Genomic DNA, 18279 nt, shown 5'->3' on the forward strand with positions numbered 1-18279 from the left:
GACGAGGCGATCGCCTCGCTTGACCTCGAGCTCAGCGAAGCCGAAAGGCACACGCTGGAAGCCCCCTACACACCGCGCTACGACTTCCAGGGCGTCTCCGACGACACCCTGCTGCAGGCGGTGGCGGAGCGGATACCCCAGTTGTCCACGGCCAGTTAGCCATCTCCCCTTATCCTCGTGCTGCGGCAGAGGGGTTTTGACCAGAACGAGGAGGTGGCGGTCTGTGGCAGACGACGGTGTCGCCCGGATTCGCTCCGACGCCCTGCGCAACCGAGAGCACATCATCGAGGTGGCGCACGACGCCTTCGCCCAGTCGGGCACGGCGTCTCTCAACGAGATCGCCAAGCGCGCGGGGGTCGGGGCGGGGACGCTGTATCGCCACTTCCCCACCCGGGAAGCCTTGATCCTCGCCGTATACCGCCACGACGTGCAGCGACTGGTGGATTCGGTGCCCAGGCTATTGCGAGCCCATCCGCCCTTGGATGCGTATCGCATGTGGTTCTACAAGGCCGCCGACTACGTCCGCGTCAAACACGGCCTGGGCGACGCCCTGCACAGCGCGGCGGCTCAGGACGCGATCAATGAGACATACGCACCCGTCGTCGCCGCGGTCGGCCAGTTGCTCGATGCCTGCGCGCGGGACGGATCCTTGCGACCCGATCTCGACCCCGCGGATGTCCTGCTGCTCATGAGTTCGCTATGGCGGGTCGGCGAAGGAGCAGCGGGCAGGCGACAGGCGAAACGAATAATGGAGCTCGCGATCGAGGGCCTGCGTCGCAGATAGCCCGCGTTCCCGCGGGTACCGTCGGGGCATGGCACAAGTCATCGTCTTCGGCGGCCACGGCAAGGTCGCGTTGCGGCTGGCCCCCATCCTGACCGAACGCGGCGACGAGGTGACCTCGGTCTTCCGAAACCCCGACCATTTCGACGACGTCGCCGCGACCGGCGCCACCCCGGTGGTGGCCGACATCGAGCGTCTCGACACCGACGCGCTGGCCGGCCTGCTGGCGGGTCACGACGCCGTCGTCTTCTCCGCCGGCGCGGGAGGCGGCAACCCGGCCCGCACGTACGCCGTCGATCGCGACGCGGCGATGCGGGTGATCGATGCCGCGGCGCGGGCCGGCGTCAGCCGGTTCGTGATGGTGTCCTATTTCGGTGCGGGTCCGGATCATGGTGTGCCGAGCGAGAATTCGTTTTTCCCGTACGCGGAGGCCAAGGCGGCCGCGGACGCGCACCTGCGCGCCAGCCACCTGGACTGGACGGTGCTGGGGCCGGGCCACCTCACCCTGGAACCGCCGACGGGGCGCATCGTCATCGGCAGGGGAAAAGGCGAGGTCTCCCGGGCCGACGTCGCGCTCGCGGTGGCCGCGTCGCTGCACGACGACTCCACCATCGGCCGCACCATCGAATTCAACAACGGCGCCGAGGGGGACGGCGTCCCCATCGCCGAAGCACTCGCTGACCAGTAAACTCCGCTGCGCACGGAGGCTTCCGGGGCGGATTCGCTGATAGGGATGGAAGGACAGGGCGCGTGAAGCTTGGCGACTGCCCGGTCTTTCCGCCCGAGGCGGCAGCCGCCCTGAGCACGGACCGCGGCTTGGGTTGGCGCCTGGCGCGAGAGGCCGGCCCCGTTTTGCGAGACCCGGGGGGCGGCTGGGTGTTCGTCGTCGGGCGGGAGCAGGTGTTGGCGAACCTGGACGATCCGCGGCTGGATCGCGCCCGGGCCCTTCCCGAAAGCGATCTCGAGGTGCACGACCGGCTGTTCGCGCCGAAATCAGCGCACGAGATCGCGGCGGTGTTCCGTCCGATCGCCGCCGAGCTGATCGATCGTTTCGCCGCCGCCGGCGGCGGTGACGCGGTGGCCGACGTGACCGCGCCGATGGCCGGCGCCCTGTTCGACGTCGTGTCGCGCCTGCGGCTGCTGCCCGCCGAACACCTGGCCGGGCAGTCCGGCCACGTCTTTGCCGAGGCGTGCCGCAACCTGTTCAAACACGCCGGCTGGCACCTGTTGGCGTTGGCGCGCGGCCCCGAATTGCGCGACGCGCTTCGACGTCAGCCCGAGCTGATCCGCGAGTTCGTCGAAGAGATCCTGCGGTTGGAGCCGATGGTGCAGGGCTGCCAACGTTTCACCACTCAGCCGATGACCGTCGCCGGGGTGGACATGCCGCCCGGCGTGGTGGTGATGTTGTGCATCGCCGCGGTGCAGCGGGACGGCAGCGACGCCATGTCCACCGATGATCTGGTGATCGGCGTTAGGGCGCACCGGCATTGGAGCCTGGGTGCGGGGTCGATGCGTTGCCGTGGCGGACACATCGTCCGGCAGGTGTTGCGGGTGCTGGTCGAGGAGTGGCTCGACCGGGCCGGGGATCTTGGGCCGGCTCCCGGTTTTTGGCCGGTGGCCGGGTTCCCGAGCACCGAGAACTCTTTGTGGCTGCCGAAGCTGCCGCTGGTGGCGAGGGCCTGAGACCGTCGACGCGGTAGACTCCGCTGCGCAGCTGGTCTGCCGTCGCCGCGACCGCGGCGCCGGCATCGAGCGAGGCAACGTTAGAGCCGCCTCGCGAGAGGGAACCCGGTGGGAGTCCGGGACTGTCCCGCAGCGGTGAGCAGGAACGACCGCCGTCAATAGGCACTGGTCTCAGCAACATCCGAGATCGGGAAGCGACGGCCACTAGGAGCACCACCCGGTGCGCGCCTGCGAGTCCGAAGACCTGCCAGCGGTGCCGGGCGCGCCGCGTCCGGCGGCTCATCGCCTCGTGGATTGGGCGTTTGGCGGTGCCCGGTGCGGTGTAACCCGAAGGCGTTCACCGTGTTCGGATCGGCTGCGCGTCCGCGGCGGTGAGCGCCCCGTCGATCGATAGGACGAAATCGTGACCTCGCAACCCTTCACCGCAACGGTTACCGGCTCCCCGCGCATCGGCCCGAAACGCGAACTCAAACGCGCGACCGAGGGCTACTGGGCCGGACGCACCAGCCGATCGGACTTGGAATCCGTCGCCGCAACGCTCCGCCGCGACATGTGGTCGCAGCTCGCGTCCGCCGGCCTGGACTCGGTGCCGGTGAACACCTTCTCCTACTACGACCAGATGCTCGACACGGCCGTCATGCTCGGCGCGCTGCCGGTGCGGGCCGGCGAAGTCCCCGACGAACTGGACCGCTATTTCGCCCTCGCCCGCGGCAACGACGACATCGCGCCGCTGGAGATGACCAAGTGGTTCGACACCAACTACCACTACCTGGTCCCCGAGATCGAGCCCGCGACCCGGTTCGCGCTGAACCCCGACAAGGTGCTCTCGGAGCTGAAAGAGGCATTTGCGCAAGGCATCCCGGCTCGGCCGGTGGTCATCGGTCCGATCACCTTCCTGCTGTTGAGCAAGGGCATCAACGGCGGCGGCGCGCCGATCGAGCGGCTGCGGGAGCTACTGCCGATCTACTCCGAACTGCTCTCGCTGCTCGCCGAGCACGGCGCCCAGTGGGTGCAGTTCGACGAGCCGGCCCTGGTGACCGACATCTCCCCCGACGCGCCCGCGTTGGCCGAGGCCGTCTACGCCGCGCTCGGCTCGGTGAGCGACCGGCCCGCGATCCATGTCGCCACCTACTTCGGCGACCCCGGGGCGGCCCTCGCCGGGCTGGCCCGCACGCCCGTCGAAGCCATCGGCGTCGACCTGGTGGCCGGCGCCGGCACCGCGGTGGCGGGCATTCCGGAACTGTCCGGCAAGCTGCTGGTGGCCGGCGTCGTCGACGGACGCAACGTCTGGCGCACGGACCTGGAGTCGGCGCTGGCCAAGCTGACGGCCCTGCTGGGTTCGGCTGGCAGCGTGGCGGTTTCGACGTCGTGCTCCACCATGCACGTGCCGTATTCGCTGGAGCCCGAAACGGGGCTGGACGACAACCTGCGCAGCTGGCTGGCCTTCGGGGCCGAAAAGGTAAGCGAGGTGGTCACTCTCGCGCGCGCCCTGTGTGACGGGCGCGACGCCGTCGCCGATGAGATCGCGGCGTCCAACGCCGCCGTCGCGTCCCGTCTCAGCGATCCGCGGCTGCACAACGCCGGGGTCCGCGCCCGGATCGACGAGATCATCGCGTCGGGCACGCACCGCGGCGACGCGGCCGAACGCCGCGCCAGCCAGGAGGCGCGGCTGCACCTGCCGCCGCTGCCGACCACGACGATCGGCTCGTACCCGCAGACGTCGGCGATCCGCAAGGCGCGCGCGGCTTTTCGGGCCGGCAAGATCGATGAGGCCGAGTACGTCGCCAAGATGCGCAAGGAGATCGCCGACGTCATCGCGCTGCAGGAGCAACTGGGCCTGGACGTGTTGGTGCACGGCGAGCCCGAGCGCAACGACATGGTGCAGTACTTCGCCGAGCAGCTGGAGGGCTTCTTCGCGACGCAGAACGGCTGGGTGCAGTCCTACGGCAGCCGTTGCGTGCGGCCGCCGATCCTGTACGGCGACGTCGCGCGGACCCACCCGATGACCGTCGAGTGGATCCGCTACGCCCAGTCACTCACCGACAAGCCGGTGAAGGGCATGTTGACCGGGCCGGTCACGATCTTGGCCTGGTCGTTCGTGCGCGACGACCAGCCGCTGGCCGACACCGCCAACCAGGTGGCGCTGGCGATCCGCGACGAGACGGTGGACCTGGAGGACGCGGGCATCGCGGTGATCCAGGTCGACGAGCCGGCGCTGCGCGAGCTGCTACCGCTGCGCCGCGCCCAGCAGGAGGACTACTTGCGTTGGGCGGTGGCGGCTTTCCGGCTGGCGACCTCCGGCGTGGCCGACTCGACGCAGATCCACACCCACCTGTGCTACTCGGAATTCGGCGAGGTGATCGGCGCCATCGCCGACCTGGACGCCGACGTCACGTCGCTCGAGGCGGCCCGTTCGCACATGGAGGTGCTGGACGACCTGAACTCGGTCGGCTTCGCCAACAGCGTGGGCCCGGGGGTGTACGACATCCACTCACCGCGGGTGCCGAGCACGGGCGAGATGGCCGAGTCGCTGCGGGCGGCGCTGAGAGCGGTACCGCCGCAACGGCTTTGGGTCAACCCGGACTGCGGGCTGAAGACCCGCAACCCCGACGAGGTGACCGCGTCGCTGCGGAACATGGTCGCCGCGGCCCGGGAGGTCCGGGCGGGCGCCTAATCTTCTGGCGCGAGCGTAACCACACTGCGATTTTTGGACCGAAATTTCGCGGTGTGGTTACGCTCGTGAACCTATTCGGGCTTTTCGGCCGGCTCGTCGGCGGGCTCCGACAGCACCTGGACCGGAACGTCGTCGGCCCAGGGCTGGCGGGTCACCATGTCGGCGACCCGCACGAAGCCGCGCTCGAACTCGCCGGTGGCCGCGTCCACCAGCCGGTAGGCCTGGGTCTGCTTGTGGATTGGCTGCGCGTCGAGCAGCACGACCCGCACCTCACCGGGCTGGAAGTGGCAGCGCTGCTGCATGGCGGTGATGAGCTGCTCGTTGTGCATGTGGCCGTCACCGAAGTTCCAGCCGATGGCGGTGCTGCAGATCCGCTCGCCGTCGGTGATGATGTAGTCGTCCTCGTTGTGGCCGGCCATGGCGCGGTGCGCCAGCGTGAACAGGGCCCGGCCGTGCGTGTTGAACCCGCGGAACGCGTACCCCATGTAGATGGGGATCTGGGCCGCTTCCGGGCTGCCGTAGAACCGCTCCAGCTGGGCCTGCGGCATGCTGGCGATCGCCACGATGCCCCGGCCGATCTTGTCGTTGGCCGACGGTTTAATGCACCACAGCGTGGTGTCCCAGTTGCCGGCGTAGTAGCGCATGCCCGGCAGGAACGAGATCTTGCGCGGGAACAGGTTGCCCAGCACCACGATTCCCGCGATGACGACGAACAGGATCGCCACCACCACGGGATGCTTCAGGTCCGCCAACCCGAGCCGGGCGTGCGCGACGAACAACGACAGCACACCGAAGATCATGAAGACGTTCCACTCCAGCGGCACGCCCATCGGTATGGACAACAGGATCCCCAGATGGAAGCAGACCATGACGAACGCCGCCACGGTCGTCGGCCAGCCGCCGTGGCAGAAGAACAGCGGCAGCGGCACCAACATCTCGATCGCCGTGCTCACGTGGGCCAGGAACCGGGACAGCCGCCCCGGGCGCAGGTCCTCGGGGAACTTCTCGAAGAACTGCCGCTTCAGCCAGCGGGGCCGCACCAGCGGGTTGTTGGACATCATCGTGGAGATCACGAACGGGAAGTGCTTGTTGAGCTTCGACGTCGCCGCGCCCATCCAGATGACCAGGAACACCACCTTGGACCCGACGATCATGTCGGCCCCGCCGAAGAGGAAGGTCACGGCCATCGCCGCGTACACCTCGCCGCGGGCGGCCAGGAAGATCACCTTGTCGCGCAGCCCCGCCGCCGCGAGGATCAGCAGGATCACCACGATGCGCCAGGTCGGCAGCAGCCCGACGCTGGTACCCAGTTCCGGCACCGGTCCGGTCCCGTCGACGAACAGAGTCCACAACGTCATCACCAGCAGCGCCGCATAGAGGAAGACGTCCACCGGTTTGCGGGTGGTGCCGCGGGTCAGCGGGACGCGATCCGGCCACGGTGGCAGCCGGATGGTGCCGAACCGCATCCAGTACAGGATCGAGCCCATGGGCGGGAAGAACCGGTTGTTCAACGGCCCGAAGCCGCAGCCCAGCCCGATCACCTCGAACAGCATCGTGTAGAGCACGACCTTCTCGAAGACGATCGGCTCGGACCACCAGTGCGCGACGTTGGTGAACCCGCCGAGTCCCTTGGTGGCCGAGGCGAACAGCCATCCGCCGAGGATGTAGAGCAGGATCTTGAGCACGTAGAACAGGTGCAGCGCGACCGGCGTTCCGAAGCCCACCTCGGCCCAGTGCCGGGCCATCGGACGGATCTTCTCGCTGCGGGTGCCCTTGTTCCATTCCTCCATGTCGAGCTGGGGCAGCTCGGGCTTGAGAAATCCCATGGTTTGACAGGTTAGAACGCGTTCTAGGCGTATGGCTTGGGTAGGGGCAAAGAATCTTTTGCCCGCAAGTTAACCGGCGGATACCGTGAAGTCGCTAGGAGAACCCACCATGAGCAGACTTCGATACCTCGTCGGGGCGCTGATGGCTGCCTCCGCACCGATCGCCGTCGGCGGTGTGGCCCGGGCCGACGCGCCCGCGCCGGGTGATGCCTGCACCGTGTTGCATGCCACCACCACCGACGCCAACGGCCGCACGATGTGGTGCAACCCCACCATGACCGGCGCCCATTCTCTGGTGTGGCAGTACGGTGGGCCCGCCACGCCTTAGCCGGGTTCGAGTGTGAGCTGACGGCGTTTCAGTGTGCGCTCACGGCGACGACACGCCGGGCGGTTACGCCGCAATGCAACTCAGCAGAAGATCCCCGGCGGAGTGTCCGGCGCGCCGTCCAGCAGCCGCGGATCGACCACAACGTTCAGCGCATCCACCGAGTCCAGATCGGCCAGCGATTCGACGGCGGATAGGAACCTGCGCTGCTCGGCCGGATCGACGATCCCGTCGGCGAGCTCGGTGAACTTGCCCACGTACTGTGGGCGCCGAAACGGCCGGGCGCCCGACGGGTGGGCGTCGGCCACGGCCAGCTCGTCGCAGATCACCGCGCCGGTCTTGAGCGTCACCTCCGCGCGGGCCCCGAACGCCTGCTCGGCCGGGTCGGTCGAGTGGTAGCGGCGGGTCCATTCCGGGTCCTCGACGGTGGAGATCTTGCGCCACAGTTCGACGGTGTCGCGCCGATGGGACCGTTCCGGGGCGTAGGAGCGCTCGTGGTGCCACGTGCCGTCCTGCAGCGCGACGGCAAAGATGTAGGGCAGCGAGTGGTCCAGCGTCTCCCGTGACGCGTCGGGGTCGAACTTCTGCGGATCGCCGGATCCCGTTCCGATCACCACGTGGGTGTGGTGGCTCGTGCGAAGGACGATCGCCGCGACCTGGTCCAGATCGCCGATCCGGGAACGCAGCCGCCGGGCCAGGTCGATCGGCGCCTGGCTCTGGTACTCCGCCGAGTACTCCTTGGTGTAGCTGTCCAGGATGGCGCGCTTGGGTTCGCCGGGGGCCGGCAACGGCACGCGGTACTCGCGCTCGAACCCGCCCAGCAGCCGGGCGATCACCCCGTCCTCGCCCTCCCAGATCGGGCCCGGCGACCGCTCGCCGCGCATCGCCCGGTCGACCGCCTCGATGGCGACCTTCCCGGCGTGCGCCGGCGCGAACGCCTTCCAGCTGGAGATCGAGCCCTTGCGCGATTGGCGGGTGCTGGTGGTCAGGTGCAGCGCCTGCCCGATCGCCTGGTAAATGGTCTCGGTGTCCAGCCGCAGCATGGTGCCGAGGCCGGCGGCGACCGCGGGTCCAAGATGCGCGACGTGGTCAATCTTGTACTCGTGCAGGCAGATTCCGCGGGCCAGGTCGATCTGCACCTCGTAGGCCGTGACCACGCCGCGGATCAGGTCGGCGCCACCCACGCCGAGCTGCTGCGCCACGGCGATGAGCGGGGGAATGTTGTCGCCGGGATGGGAATACTCGGCGGCCAGAAACGTGTCGTGGAAGTCGAGCTCGCGCACCGCGACGCCGTTGGCCCACGCCGCCCATTCCGCCGAATAGGCGCCGGCGACACCGAAGACACGCGCCCCCCGTTGGGTGCGATGCGCCAGCGCCTGCCGGCGGGCCACGGTGACCGGCCGCCGGAGCACGGCGGCGGCGCTGACGGCGGCGTTGTCGATGATCCGGTTGGCCACCATCTGCGCCGGCGCCGGTTCGACGGCCACCGGGTCGGCCGCGACCTGGGCGATCTTGGCGGCCAGGTGTTCCCCGCGCGGGAAGTCGTCGGAGCTGCGCCGCGCCCGGACCGTGTGCACCAGCATGACCAATGAGTACGTGACGGCGCAGTCCACGACAAATGGAGTACTCCGGTACTCAATCCCGACCCGTCGCATCATCGGATGCTGATCGGGTGACCGATGATCTCAGCGACCGCGAAGCCGCGCTGCGTCGATTGCCGGTGCCGTACTCGCTGGCACTGCGACTGCGTGAGGCGGGCGTGGCGCGCGAGGTCATCGGCGAATACGTCGGCGTCGATGACTCTTCCCTGGACGGCTTCTACCGGATCGCCGAACAGAAACTCACCGCGCTGCAGCAGCAACGCGAGCCCGCACTCGAGAAAGGGATCCGCAATGCAGGTATTGGGTGAGCGCGCGGTCGTTTTGGGGGCGAGCATGGGCGGACTGCTCGCCGCGAGGGTGCTGGCCGATTTCTTCGAGACCGTCACGGTGTTCGAGCGGGACGAGCTAACCAACGATCCAGTCAACAGGCGGGGGGTGCCGCAGGGTCGGCACGTTCACGCGCTCCTGCCGCGCGGCGCTCGTGTCCTGGACGAGCTCTTCCCCGGGCTCCTCGACGAGCTGCTTGCGGCGGGCGCGCCCGTTTGGAACGACGGCGACCTGTCCAAGGCGTACCTGTCCTACAGCGGCCACCGGATGTTGTCGTCTGGAGTCGTAACCGGCGATTACACGGAAATGGCCCTCTACATGCCGAGCCGGCCGCTCCTGGAGTGCCACGTTCGGCGGCGCCTGCGGCGGCTCGGCAACGTGACGATCCACGCCGGCCACGACGTCAGCGAACTGACGGCGGCCGCGGACCGCAGTCGCATCACCGGGGTGCGGGTGGTGAACCGCGCCGGCGGCGCCCCACAGGAATTTGCGGCGGACCTGGTCATGGACGCCATGGGGCGCGGGGCCCACACGCCGGCTCTGCTCGAGAACCTCGGCTACGGGCGACCGGCCGAGGACCACATCACCATGCATACGACCTACGTCAGCCAACCGCTGCGGATTCCGCCCGGCACCCTGAGGGAAAAGATGGCCGTCATCAGCCCCGCGCCGGGCCGGCCAAGGGGCATGTTCTTGGTCGGCTACGAGCGCGATACCTGGATATTCACGGTCTACGCGCTGGCCGGGCATGAGCCGCCGCGCGACCTGCCCGGGATGCTCTCGTACGCCGAGGATTATGGCCCGGCTCACTTGCTCGCGGCCGTGCGCGCCGGCGAACCGCTGGGACCGGTGGTGCAGCATCGGATGCCGTCCAGCCAGTGGCGGCGCTACGACAAAATGCGGCGACTCCCCGACGGCCTGCTGGCCTGCGGTGACGCGATATGCAGCTTCAACCCGATCTACGGGCAGGGAATGACGGTGGCGGCGCTGGACGCCGTGGCGCTGCGGGACTGCCTGCAACGCGGCGTCAGGGACCTGCCCCGCCGGTACTTTCGCGACACGGCCAAAACGATCGGCCAGGCCTGGCGCACCGGGGCCACCTCCGACCTGACGTTCCCGGAGGTCCAAGGGCGCAGGACGCCGTCGATGCGCATCACCAACCGGCTAGTGGAAAGCGTGCTGGCGGCGTCTGAATCCGACACCATGGTGGGCACCCAGTTCTTCAGAGTCACCGGGCTTCTCGATCCCCCGACCCGCCTGCTTCGTCCGTCGTTCCTCTTCCGGGTCGCAACCGTCAATCGGCACGGCGCACAACGACATTCGCGGTCCGCCGTGGTCGACCGAAACGATACCCCATTCGCAAGTATCCAGGAATAGGAGCGCCCTGATGACCGCGATCGACGAGATCACCAGCCTTCGTCAGCGCCGCGAAGAAATCGTTATGCGGCACGCCGAGGCGGAAAACCGGCACGATATCGAGGCGACAATCGCCACATTCCACCACCCGCGTTATGAGGTGAACGGCCAACCCAGCGAGGGTGAGTCCGCCGTCCGAGAATTGCTGCAGGGCTTGATGACCGCGTTGCCGGATCTGCACGCGGAAGTCGGCAGGCTGCGCCATGCCGACGACGCCGTATTGGGCGAGACGGTTATCACCGGCACACATCTCGGGCCATGGGCGGGCATCCCGCCCACCGGACGCCGGGTAGAGGTTCCGGTCGCCGGAATTTTCGAGTTCGACGGGGACAAGCTGCTGTGCGAAAAGGTCTACATGGACTTCGCCACGCTGCTGACGCAGATCGGTGTGCTACCTGAAATCGGCTGAGGGGCAGCGGGAAAGCGAAAAGGAGGATACCGATGTCGGCCGTAATCGCCGTTCCCAGCGCAATATCCTCGGCCGCAACGGATTTGGCAAAGATTGCTTTGAATCTCAACGCGGCCCATGCGGTGGCGGCGACGCCGACCCTGGCGGTGCTGCCGCCCGCCGCGGACGAAATCTCGACGGGTGTCGCGCAGCTGTTCGCCCAGCACGCACGCGGCTATCAAGCGCTGGCCGGCCAGGCCGCGGCATTCCACGATCAGTTCGTGCAGCACCTGACCGCGGGCGCGGGCGCGTACGCCACCGGCGAGGCCGCCAACGTTGCGTTGTTGGCGCCCTTCACCGATATTGCGGGGTCTATCGGTGCAATCGGGGGTTTGCCGGGCTTGTTCAATACCGTCGGGAGCCAGCTACTCAATACGATCGGCGCCTTCCGAGGTGCGTTGGTCACGGCATTGACGCCCGTTTTGGCAGTTACCGCATTCATCGCGATTATCGCGATAATCGTGGCGGCCGTGCTGATAGTTCAGCTACTCAATGGGGCAGGGTTTAACTGGCTCCTGACTGGGTTCCGTATGCCGTGACACGAAATTAATCGGGGTAAATCACGGCCGCTTGGCTGACTGCGGCCGCCTCTTTATGAGGTTTAAAGCAAATGGTTGAAATTCGCCGCGGGCTTGGCCCGGTGTTCCTATGCTGTCCCGATGCGTTTGTCCTGGCCCCTAACTGGGCGCGCCGAGGAGTTGCTGAGCATCGGGACCGCGATTGCGGATCCTGACTCGGCAGGCATCCTCGTGTGCGGCGCGGCGGGCGTCGGGAAGAGCCGAGTCGCCCGGGAGGCGCTTGCCGCGGCTACGTCGCAGGGCTGCGTGGTCCGTTGGGTGGTGGGCACCACCGCGGGCCGGTTATTGCCGTTCGGCGCACTGTCGTCGTGGACGACGCCGGCCGGCGTCGACAGCCTCCAACTGGTCCGCGCGGTGATCGAGGAGCTCACCGCCTCCCCGGACGGCGCCCCGGTCGTCATCGGTGTCGACGACGCGCATCTGCTCGATGACCTCTCGACATTCGCGTTGCAGCAGATCGTCCAGCGGGGCGCCGCGAAGCTCGTCCTGACGGCTCGCAGCGGTGAACCGATCCCGCCGGCGACGCAGGAACTGTGGACGGGAAGCGCGTTCGACCGGCTCGACGTCCAGCCGTTGTCCGAGGACGAGACCACGGCGCTGGTGTCGACCGCCCTCGGCGGTCCGCTGGATCCGCATGCGGCCGAATGGCTGTGGAGGCTGACCCGCGGTAACCCCTTGTATCTGCGCAATATCGTCGAGCGAGAATTCGCCGACGGCCGGTTGGTGGCGGAACGCGGTTGCTGGCACTGGACCGGTGAACCGGTGCTGCCACCGAGCCTGCTCGAGTTGGTCGATTCTCGGATCGGCGCCGTCCCGCCCGCCGTCAGCGATGTCGTCGACCTGCTCGCCATCGGTGAACCGATCGAGCTGGGTTCACTGACGCGAATCACCGATGCCGCGGCGGTCGAGGAGGCCGACCTGCGCAGCCTCGTCACCCTGGAAACCATCGAAGACCGGACACAGGTGCGGCTCGCTCATCCCCTTTACGCCGAGGTGCGCAGGCAACGCACCGCCCCGACGAGGCTCCGCCGCCTGCGGGGCCTCGTCGCCGCCGAACTCGGTTCGTCTGAGTGGTGCAATGACATGCGAACGGTGGTGCGCCGGGCGGCGCTGAGCCTGGACTCCGATCTGCCGCCCGACGCCGATCTGCTCCTCCGCGCGGCGCAGGGTGCCGTGTGGCTCGCCGACCTGCCTCTCGCGGACAGGCTGGCGGAGGCCGCCATCCGCTCCGGCGCGGGCGCGGAAGCGAACTTTGTTCGTGCGCACGCGCTTTCATGGCTCAGTCGCGGCCAGGAAGCCGACGATGTCCTCGCGGACATACCGCTGGCGCAGCTCGATGACGTGAACCGGTCGCGCCGCGCTTGCCTGCGCGCCGTCAATATGTTGTGGTCACTGGCGAACGGCGACGGCGCCAAACAGCACATCGACGACGCCAGGGCCACTACCTCCCCGCGCGCCCAGGGAAACCTTGACGCGGCCTGCACCATGTACTGGGCCGCGATGGGGCAGCCGGACAGGGCCATGGCATCGGCGCGGAAGCTCGATATCGATCTCCTGCCCGCGGTCGTTGGGGCAGTGGCAAGTTGGGGGATCGTTGCCGCCGCGGGCGACATCGGTCGCGTCTCCGAGGCGGTGGCCGGCGCGGAGCACGCGTACACCATCGCGGTCCGTTCGTTCGACGCCGCCCACATGAGGTTCGTGATCGCCGATGCTCACCTGGGCGCACTCCTGCTTGCCGGCCGGATAAACGAGGCAACGTGCCTGGCCGACCACCTGCGCCAGGAGGCCGCCAACCTGCCTGGCGCCGCGTCGCTGATCAGCACCGCGCTGGCGGGCCGCGCCGCCCTCGGCGCCGGCCGCCTCGACGAGGCGAGTGGGCTGCTGCCACCGGTCGTCGACACCTTGGTCGCCGTCGGCGAGCAGAACGGCTTCACGTACCGGTACCGGTTGCCGATCGTCACCGCGCTGGCCATTCAAGGGCTCGGTGACGACGCCGCCGCCGCGCTCGCCACGCTGGAGCAACACCGCCACCCCAGCTGGGTGTACTTGGACTACGAGCGCGGCCTCGCCAAGGCCTGGGTGGCCGCGTGTCAAGGTGCGGTCAGTGAAGCGATCGACATTGCGGGGTCGGCGGCCGAAACAGCTTGCGTTAATGGGCAATTCGCCGCGGAAGTGGTGTGCCTACAGACCGCCACCCAGTTCGGTGACACTCGGCGCGCGCCCCGACTGCGAGAGTTGGAAACGGTCGTGGAAGGTCCGCGCGCGGGTATCGCAGCGCGGTTCGCGGCCGCCCTGCACGCTGGCGACGGAGCCGAATTGGAAACGGTGTCATCGGACTTCGAGGAGATCGGGGATGTCGTGGCGGCCCTCGACGCCGCCGCACACGCGGCGATCGCCTATCGCCGCGGCGACTTGCGGGGATCGGCGTTGAGGTGCTCGACCCGAGCGGACGCGCTGGCCGAGAAGTGCGGCGGCGCCCACACTCCGGCGCTGCGCCAAGCCAGTGAGCGGCTGCCGCTCACCGATCGCGAGCGCGAAATCGTGATGCTGCTCGGACAGGGGTTGTCCGGCCGAGCGGTTGCCGACCGGCTGACCTTGTCCGTTCGTACCGTCGAGGGCCACATCTACCGCGCCATGGCCAAGACGGGCGCCGCCAGCCGCGAGGAACTCGCGGAACTGTTGCGCCAAGACCGATCGAGCTGACAGTTGCGGTTGACGTGGCCGCTGATCGGCCGGGCGCAGGAAATGGCGGTGATCGAAGGCGCCATCGCCGACCCGGCGACGGCCGGGATCATCGTTTCCGGCGCGGCCGGCGTCGGAAAGAGCAGGGTTGCGCACGAGGCACTCGGGGCTGCAGCCTCGCGGGGGTGTGAAACTCGTTGGGCGGTAGGCACTTCGTCGGCGCAATCACTGCCGCTGGGATCGTTCGCCGCATGGACGAACTCGCCGCCTCCCGACAACGGCCAATTGGTTCACCTCGTCCGCGACGTGATCGAGTCGGTGACCGCCGCACCACCCAATATCCCGGTCGCCATCGCAGTCGACGACGCGCATTTGCTCGATGACCTATCGGCCTTCGTCCTCCACCAGATCGTCCAGCGTCAAGCGGCCACGGTGGTATTGACAATTCGCAGCGGCGAGCCCGTTCCCGCCACGGTGCAAGATGTGTGGCGCAGCGCCCAGTTCGAACGCCTTGACTTGCAGCCCCTTTCGTCGGATGAAACGGCAACCCTGTTGTCAGCGGCGCTGAACGGCCCGGTGGATCCAGACGCCGTCCAGCGCCTGTGGAAGCTCACCCGCGGCAACGCGCTGTATCTCCGCAACATCGTCGAGCAGGAGGTGTCCGACGGGCGGCTGGCGCAACGGCACGGCTACTGGCGATGGAGCGGCGATCCGATCGTGCCGCCCAGCCTGGCCGAACTGATCGAGTCGCGGATCGGAACGCTCCCCGACCCGGTCCGCGACGTCGTGGACGCGCTTGCGGTCGGGGAGCCCATCGAGCTGGCGTCGCTGGCGCGAATCGCGGACCCGGCCGCGATCGAGGGCGCCGACGTGCGCGGCTTGATCACGCTCGGCAAAGTCGACGGCCGTCTCGAAGTTCGGCTCGCTCATCCCCTGTACGGCGAGCTGCGCCGGTATCGGGTCCCCTCGACCAGGCTGCGCCGGCTACGGGGCCGGGTGGCCGCGGAGCTGGCCGCGTCGGAACATCGCGACGAGGTGCGAACACTGGTGCGACGAGCGGTATTAACCGTTGACTCCGATCTCAGACCAGACCCGGATTTGTTGGTCAGAGCCGCCGAAGGCGCCATGTTCCTGGCGGACGCACCGTTGGCAGATCGGCTCGCGGCCGACGCCATTCGGGCGGGCGCGGGCGCGCCGGCGTACAACATCCGTTCGTTCGCGCTGGCATGGCAGGGCCGCGGTGAGGAGGCCGACGCCATGGTCGCCGCGACGCCCACCGAGGGTCTGACCGAGGCCGACAGGGTGTACCTGCTCGGCAATCGCGGGTTCAACAAGCTGTGGGGGCTCGCCGATCCCGAGGGGGCGAAGGAGCTTCTCGACGAAGCCGCGCGCATCGCAACGACGTCCACCCGCAGCTGGAGCGACGCCTACCTGGCGGTCTACTGGGCATCGATGGGCCAGCCGGAAAAGGCACGGAATTCGGGCGATCGCTTCGATCTCGAGCGGCTGCCCGGGATCATCAGCTCGGCGGCAGCGTGGGCGCTGGTCGTGGCCAACGGGGATGCGGGGCGCGCCGCCGAGGCGGACAGGACCGCCGAAATCGGTTATGCGTACGCGCAGCGCACCGGGGTCGCCGCCCACATGCGGCTCCTCATCGTCGACCGCCATGTCGGCGCGCTTCTGCAGTGCGGCCGGTTGGGTGAGGCGAATTCGCTGGCGCAGCGGGCGCGCGCGGAGACGGTGGACATTCCCGGCGTCGCTCAGCTGATCAGCACGGCGATCGCGGGCCGGGTCGCGGTCGGATCGGGCCGCCTGGACGAAGCCAGGCGACTGTTGACGACCGTAGTCGAGTTCTTTGCCGGCGATTCCAACGGTCTTCGGTACCGATACCTGGTCCCGCTCACCACGGCGCTGGCGATGTGCGGCTCGACCGACGACGCGGTGGCCGCGCTCGGCGCCGTCGAAGCGGAACACCATCGGAGCTATGGATTCGTCGAATACGAGCGCCAACTGGTGCACGCCTGGGTGGCCGCAGCCCAGGGCGAGGTCAGTGCAGCGATCAAGAGCGCGCGGTCCGCGGCCGAAATAGCGTGTGCCAATGGGCAATTCGCTGCGGAAGTGGTGTGTCTGCAGACCGCCACCCAGTTCGGTGACACCAGGTGTGCGCCTCGACTAGGCGACCTGGAGGCGATCGTGGAGGGCCCGCGCGTCGGCGTCGCGGCGCGGTTCGCGGCCGCCCTCCGGACCGGCGACGGGGCCGAGCTATTGGCGGTGTCAGAACAATTCGAGCAAATCGGTGACCTGGTCGCCGCGGTTGACGCGGCCGCGCACGCAGCCATCGCATATCGCCGCGGAGACTTGCGGGGATCGGCGCTGAAGTGCTCGGCCCGAGCGGACGCACTGGCCGCTAGGTGCGGCGGCGCCCGCACTCCGGCGCAACGCCAGGCCACCGAGCGGTTGCCCTTCACCGATCGCGAGCGCGAGATCGTGATGTTGCTCGGAGAGGGGCTGTCCAGCCGAGCGGTTGCCGAGCGGCTGACACTGTCCGTCCGTACGGTCGAAGGGCACATCTACCGGGCCATGGCCAAAACGGGCGTGACCAGCCGCGACGAACTCGCAGCGTTGCTGCAACACGATCGGCCGGATTGACGGGTCACGGTCGCCGTTTCGTCAGATTTGCAACGCCGACCGCGGTTTGGTGCTGAGCTATCCCCTGAAGGGAGGTGCAGCGTGTCCCGGTTCACGTCATGGCTCGGCGAGCCCGATCACTTCGACTGGATCACGGCCACGTTGCGCGAGCGCGGACTGCTTCGCGCGACACAGGTGACCCTGGCTGTCATCTCCTCGATATCGGCCCTGGTACCGGTGGCCACCATGCTCAGCACCCGTCGCCCGACGGCCGAGGTGGTGCTCGTCGACGCCGGCGCGGCGGTGTTCGTCGTCGCGGTGAGCGTCTACTGGTTGACGCGCTGGCCGACCCGCGTCCAATCGGAGATTTTCGGCGTCATCGCCGCGACGTGCATCGCGGGGTGGAGCCTGACCCAGCCGACCGCCGCCCTGGCGGCCGTGGGCTGCTGCGCCATGGCCACCAACAGCGGCTACGTCGCCCTGTTCCACAACAATAAATTCTTGGCGTTCAGCGCCGCCCTGGCCGGCATCGTCACCGTCGCGACCGCGGTGCACCTGGCCCGCGAGGTCGACGTCGGCACCGGGCTCGCCGCGTTCTGGGTGATCGCGATGCTCAACGTGTCGTTCCCCGTGGCGATGCGAGGGATGTCGCGGGCCATGGGAACCTACGCCGAGCTCGCCGACGAAGACTCGCTGACCGGGCTGTTCAACCGGCGGGCGTTCATCGCCGCCCTCACCCGCAGACTCGGGGACCCGCGCGCCGACGACACCCATCTGACCATCACCATGGTCGACCTGGATGCGTTCAAGCGCATCAACGACACCCACGGCCACGCCGCGGGCGACCGCGCGCTGATCGCCGTCGCCGAGGTACTGCAACAGCAGGCGGCGCCGACGGCGATGCTGTGCCGCGCGGGCGGCGAAGAGTTCCTGATCGCCACCATCGGCCCGTCGCCGGATGCCGAGGCGATCTCGGCGGGATTGGGCGCGGCCATCGCCGCCCTGCCGCAGGGGCTGACCGCCAGCATCGGCACGGCCACCGCCGAGCTGTCCCCGATGGGAACCTCCGACATTCCCGGACTCATCGAAAAACTCATCGACGTCGCGGACAGCGCGATGTATACCGCCAAACGCCGCGGCGGTAATCAGGCCCATCATCTTTGACGCCAACCGCCAAGCGGGACAAGGGCTTTGCCGCTCCGCCCCGACCGGACCCCGGCTGCGGCGGTACGGCCGTCGCTGAATCGCCCGAGAAATTGGGGTGAACTCGCTACTGGCGGCACCGCGATCGGTGTAGTTTGCTGCTGGGG

Annotated in this window: 14 protein-coding genes and 1 riboswitch; of the genes, 12 read left to right on the forward strand and 2 right to left on the reverse strand. The window is 68.4% G+C overall.

Features of this window, described 5'->3' with window-relative positions:
- Positions 1–223 precede the first annotated feature (223 nt).
- From A5712_RS19180 to metE, 4 genes are all read left to right on the forward strand, one after another.
- Positions 224–784, forward strand: coding sequence for a TetR/AcrR family transcriptional regulator (locus A5712_RS19180; protein WP_068108145.1), 561 nt, complete (start codon positions 224–226; stop codon positions 782–784).
- A gap of 28 nt (positions 785–812) precedes the next feature.
- The gene (locus A5712_RS19185; RefSeq protein WP_068108152.1) at positions 813–1469 is read left to right on the forward strand and encodes an SDR family oxidoreductase; all 657 of its coding nucleotides are present in this window, start codon (positions 813–815) and stop codon (positions 1467–1469) included.
- 62 nt (positions 1470–1531) lie between these two features.
- Entirely contained in the window at positions 1532–2464 is a 933-nt protein-coding gene (locus A5712_RS19190; RefSeq protein ID WP_068108153.1) for a cytochrome P450, read from the forward strand.
- Positions 2465–2560: 96 nt separating this feature from the next.
- Positions 2561–2710: riboswitch (cobalamin riboswitch) on the forward strand.
- Between the two features lie 157 nt (positions 2711–2867).
- On the forward strand, positions 2868–5138 hold the full coding sequence (metE, locus tag A5712_RS19195) for a 5-methyltetrahydropteroyltriglutamate--homocysteine S-methyltransferase (protein ID WP_068108154.1): 2271 nt from the start codon (positions 2868–2870) through the stop codon (positions 5136–5138).
- Between the two features lie 71 nt (positions 5139–5209).
- Here the strand turns inward: metE and A5712_RS19200 are convergent, their stop codons facing one another.
- The gene (locus tag A5712_RS19200; protein WP_068108155.1) at positions 5210–6964 is read right to left on the reverse strand and encodes a DUF3556 domain-containing protein; all 1755 of its coding nucleotides are present in this window, start codon (positions 6962–6964) and stop codon (positions 5210–5212) included.
- A 109-nt stretch (positions 6965–7073) separates the two neighbouring features.
- Here A5712_RS19200 and A5712_RS19205 point away from each other — a divergent pair, with 109 nt between their 5' ends.
- Positions 7074–7292 (forward strand): hypothetical protein, encoded by a 219-nt coding sequence (locus A5712_RS19205; protein ID WP_068108156.1) that lies wholly within the window; start codon positions 7074–7076, stop codon positions 7290–7292.
- Positions 7293–7372: 80 nt separating this feature from the next.
- Here A5712_RS19205 and prpD read toward each other — a convergent pair whose 3' ends face one another.
- The gene (prpD, locus tag A5712_RS19210) at positions 7373–8872 is read right to left on the reverse strand and encodes a 2-methylcitrate dehydratase PrpD (RefSeq protein ID WP_068108197.1); all 1500 of its coding nucleotides are present in this window, start codon (positions 8870–8872) and stop codon (positions 7373–7375) included.
- An 89-nt stretch (positions 8873–8961) separates the two neighbouring features.
- Here prpD and A5712_RS19215 point away from each other — a divergent pair, with 89 nt between their 5' ends.
- The 7 genes from A5712_RS19215 to A5712_RS19245 all read left to right on the forward strand — a co-directional run bounded on the left by A5712_RS19215 (position 8962) and on the right by A5712_RS19245 (position 18133).
- Positions 8962–9198 carry a hypothetical protein gene (locus tag A5712_RS19215; protein ID WP_068108157.1) on the forward strand — a complete coding sequence of 79 codons (237 nt, stop codon included), beginning with the start codon at positions 8962–8964 and terminating at the stop codon, positions 9196–9198.
- Positions 9182–10594, forward strand: a complete 1413-nt coding sequence (locus tag A5712_RS19220; protein WP_068108158.1) for an NAD(P)/FAD-dependent oxidoreductase — start codon at positions 9182–9184, stop codon at positions 10592–10594. Before A5712_RS19215 ends, A5712_RS19220 begins: the two co-directional genes overlap by 17 nt.
- Positions 10595–10604: 10 nt before the next feature.
- Entirely contained in the window at positions 10605–11042 is a 438-nt protein-coding gene (locus A5712_RS19225) for an ester cyclase (protein WP_068108159.1), read from the forward strand.
- Positions 11043–11074: 32 nt separating this feature from the next.
- Positions 11075–11620: a PE family protein gene (locus A5712_RS19230; protein WP_082973527.1), complete on the forward strand. Its 546-nt coding sequence runs from the start codon at positions 11075–11077 to the stop codon at positions 11618–11620.
- Positions 11621–11740: 120 nt separating this feature from the next.
- Entirely contained in the window at positions 11741–14362 is a 2622-nt protein-coding gene (locus A5712_RS19235; protein WP_068108161.1) for a LuxR C-terminal-related transcriptional regulator, read from the forward strand.
- A 9-nt stretch (positions 14363–14371) separates the two neighbouring features.
- Entirely contained in the window at positions 14372–16990 is a 2619-nt protein-coding gene (locus A5712_RS19240) for a LuxR C-terminal-related transcriptional regulator (RefSeq protein WP_369830410.1), read from the forward strand.
- Between the two features lie 81 nt (positions 16991–17071).
- Complete coding sequence (locus A5712_RS19245; RefSeq protein ID WP_082973528.1) at positions 17072–18133, forward strand: diguanylate cyclase; 1062 nt, start codon at positions 17072–17074, stop codon at positions 18131–18133.
- Positions 18134–18279: the final 146 nt, after the last annotated feature.

This window comes from Mycobacterium sp. E2327 (assembly GCF_001672675.1).
In the GTDB taxonomy this organism is placed as follows: domain Bacteria; phylum Actinomycetota; class Actinomycetes; order Mycobacteriales; family Mycobacteriaceae; genus Mycobacterium.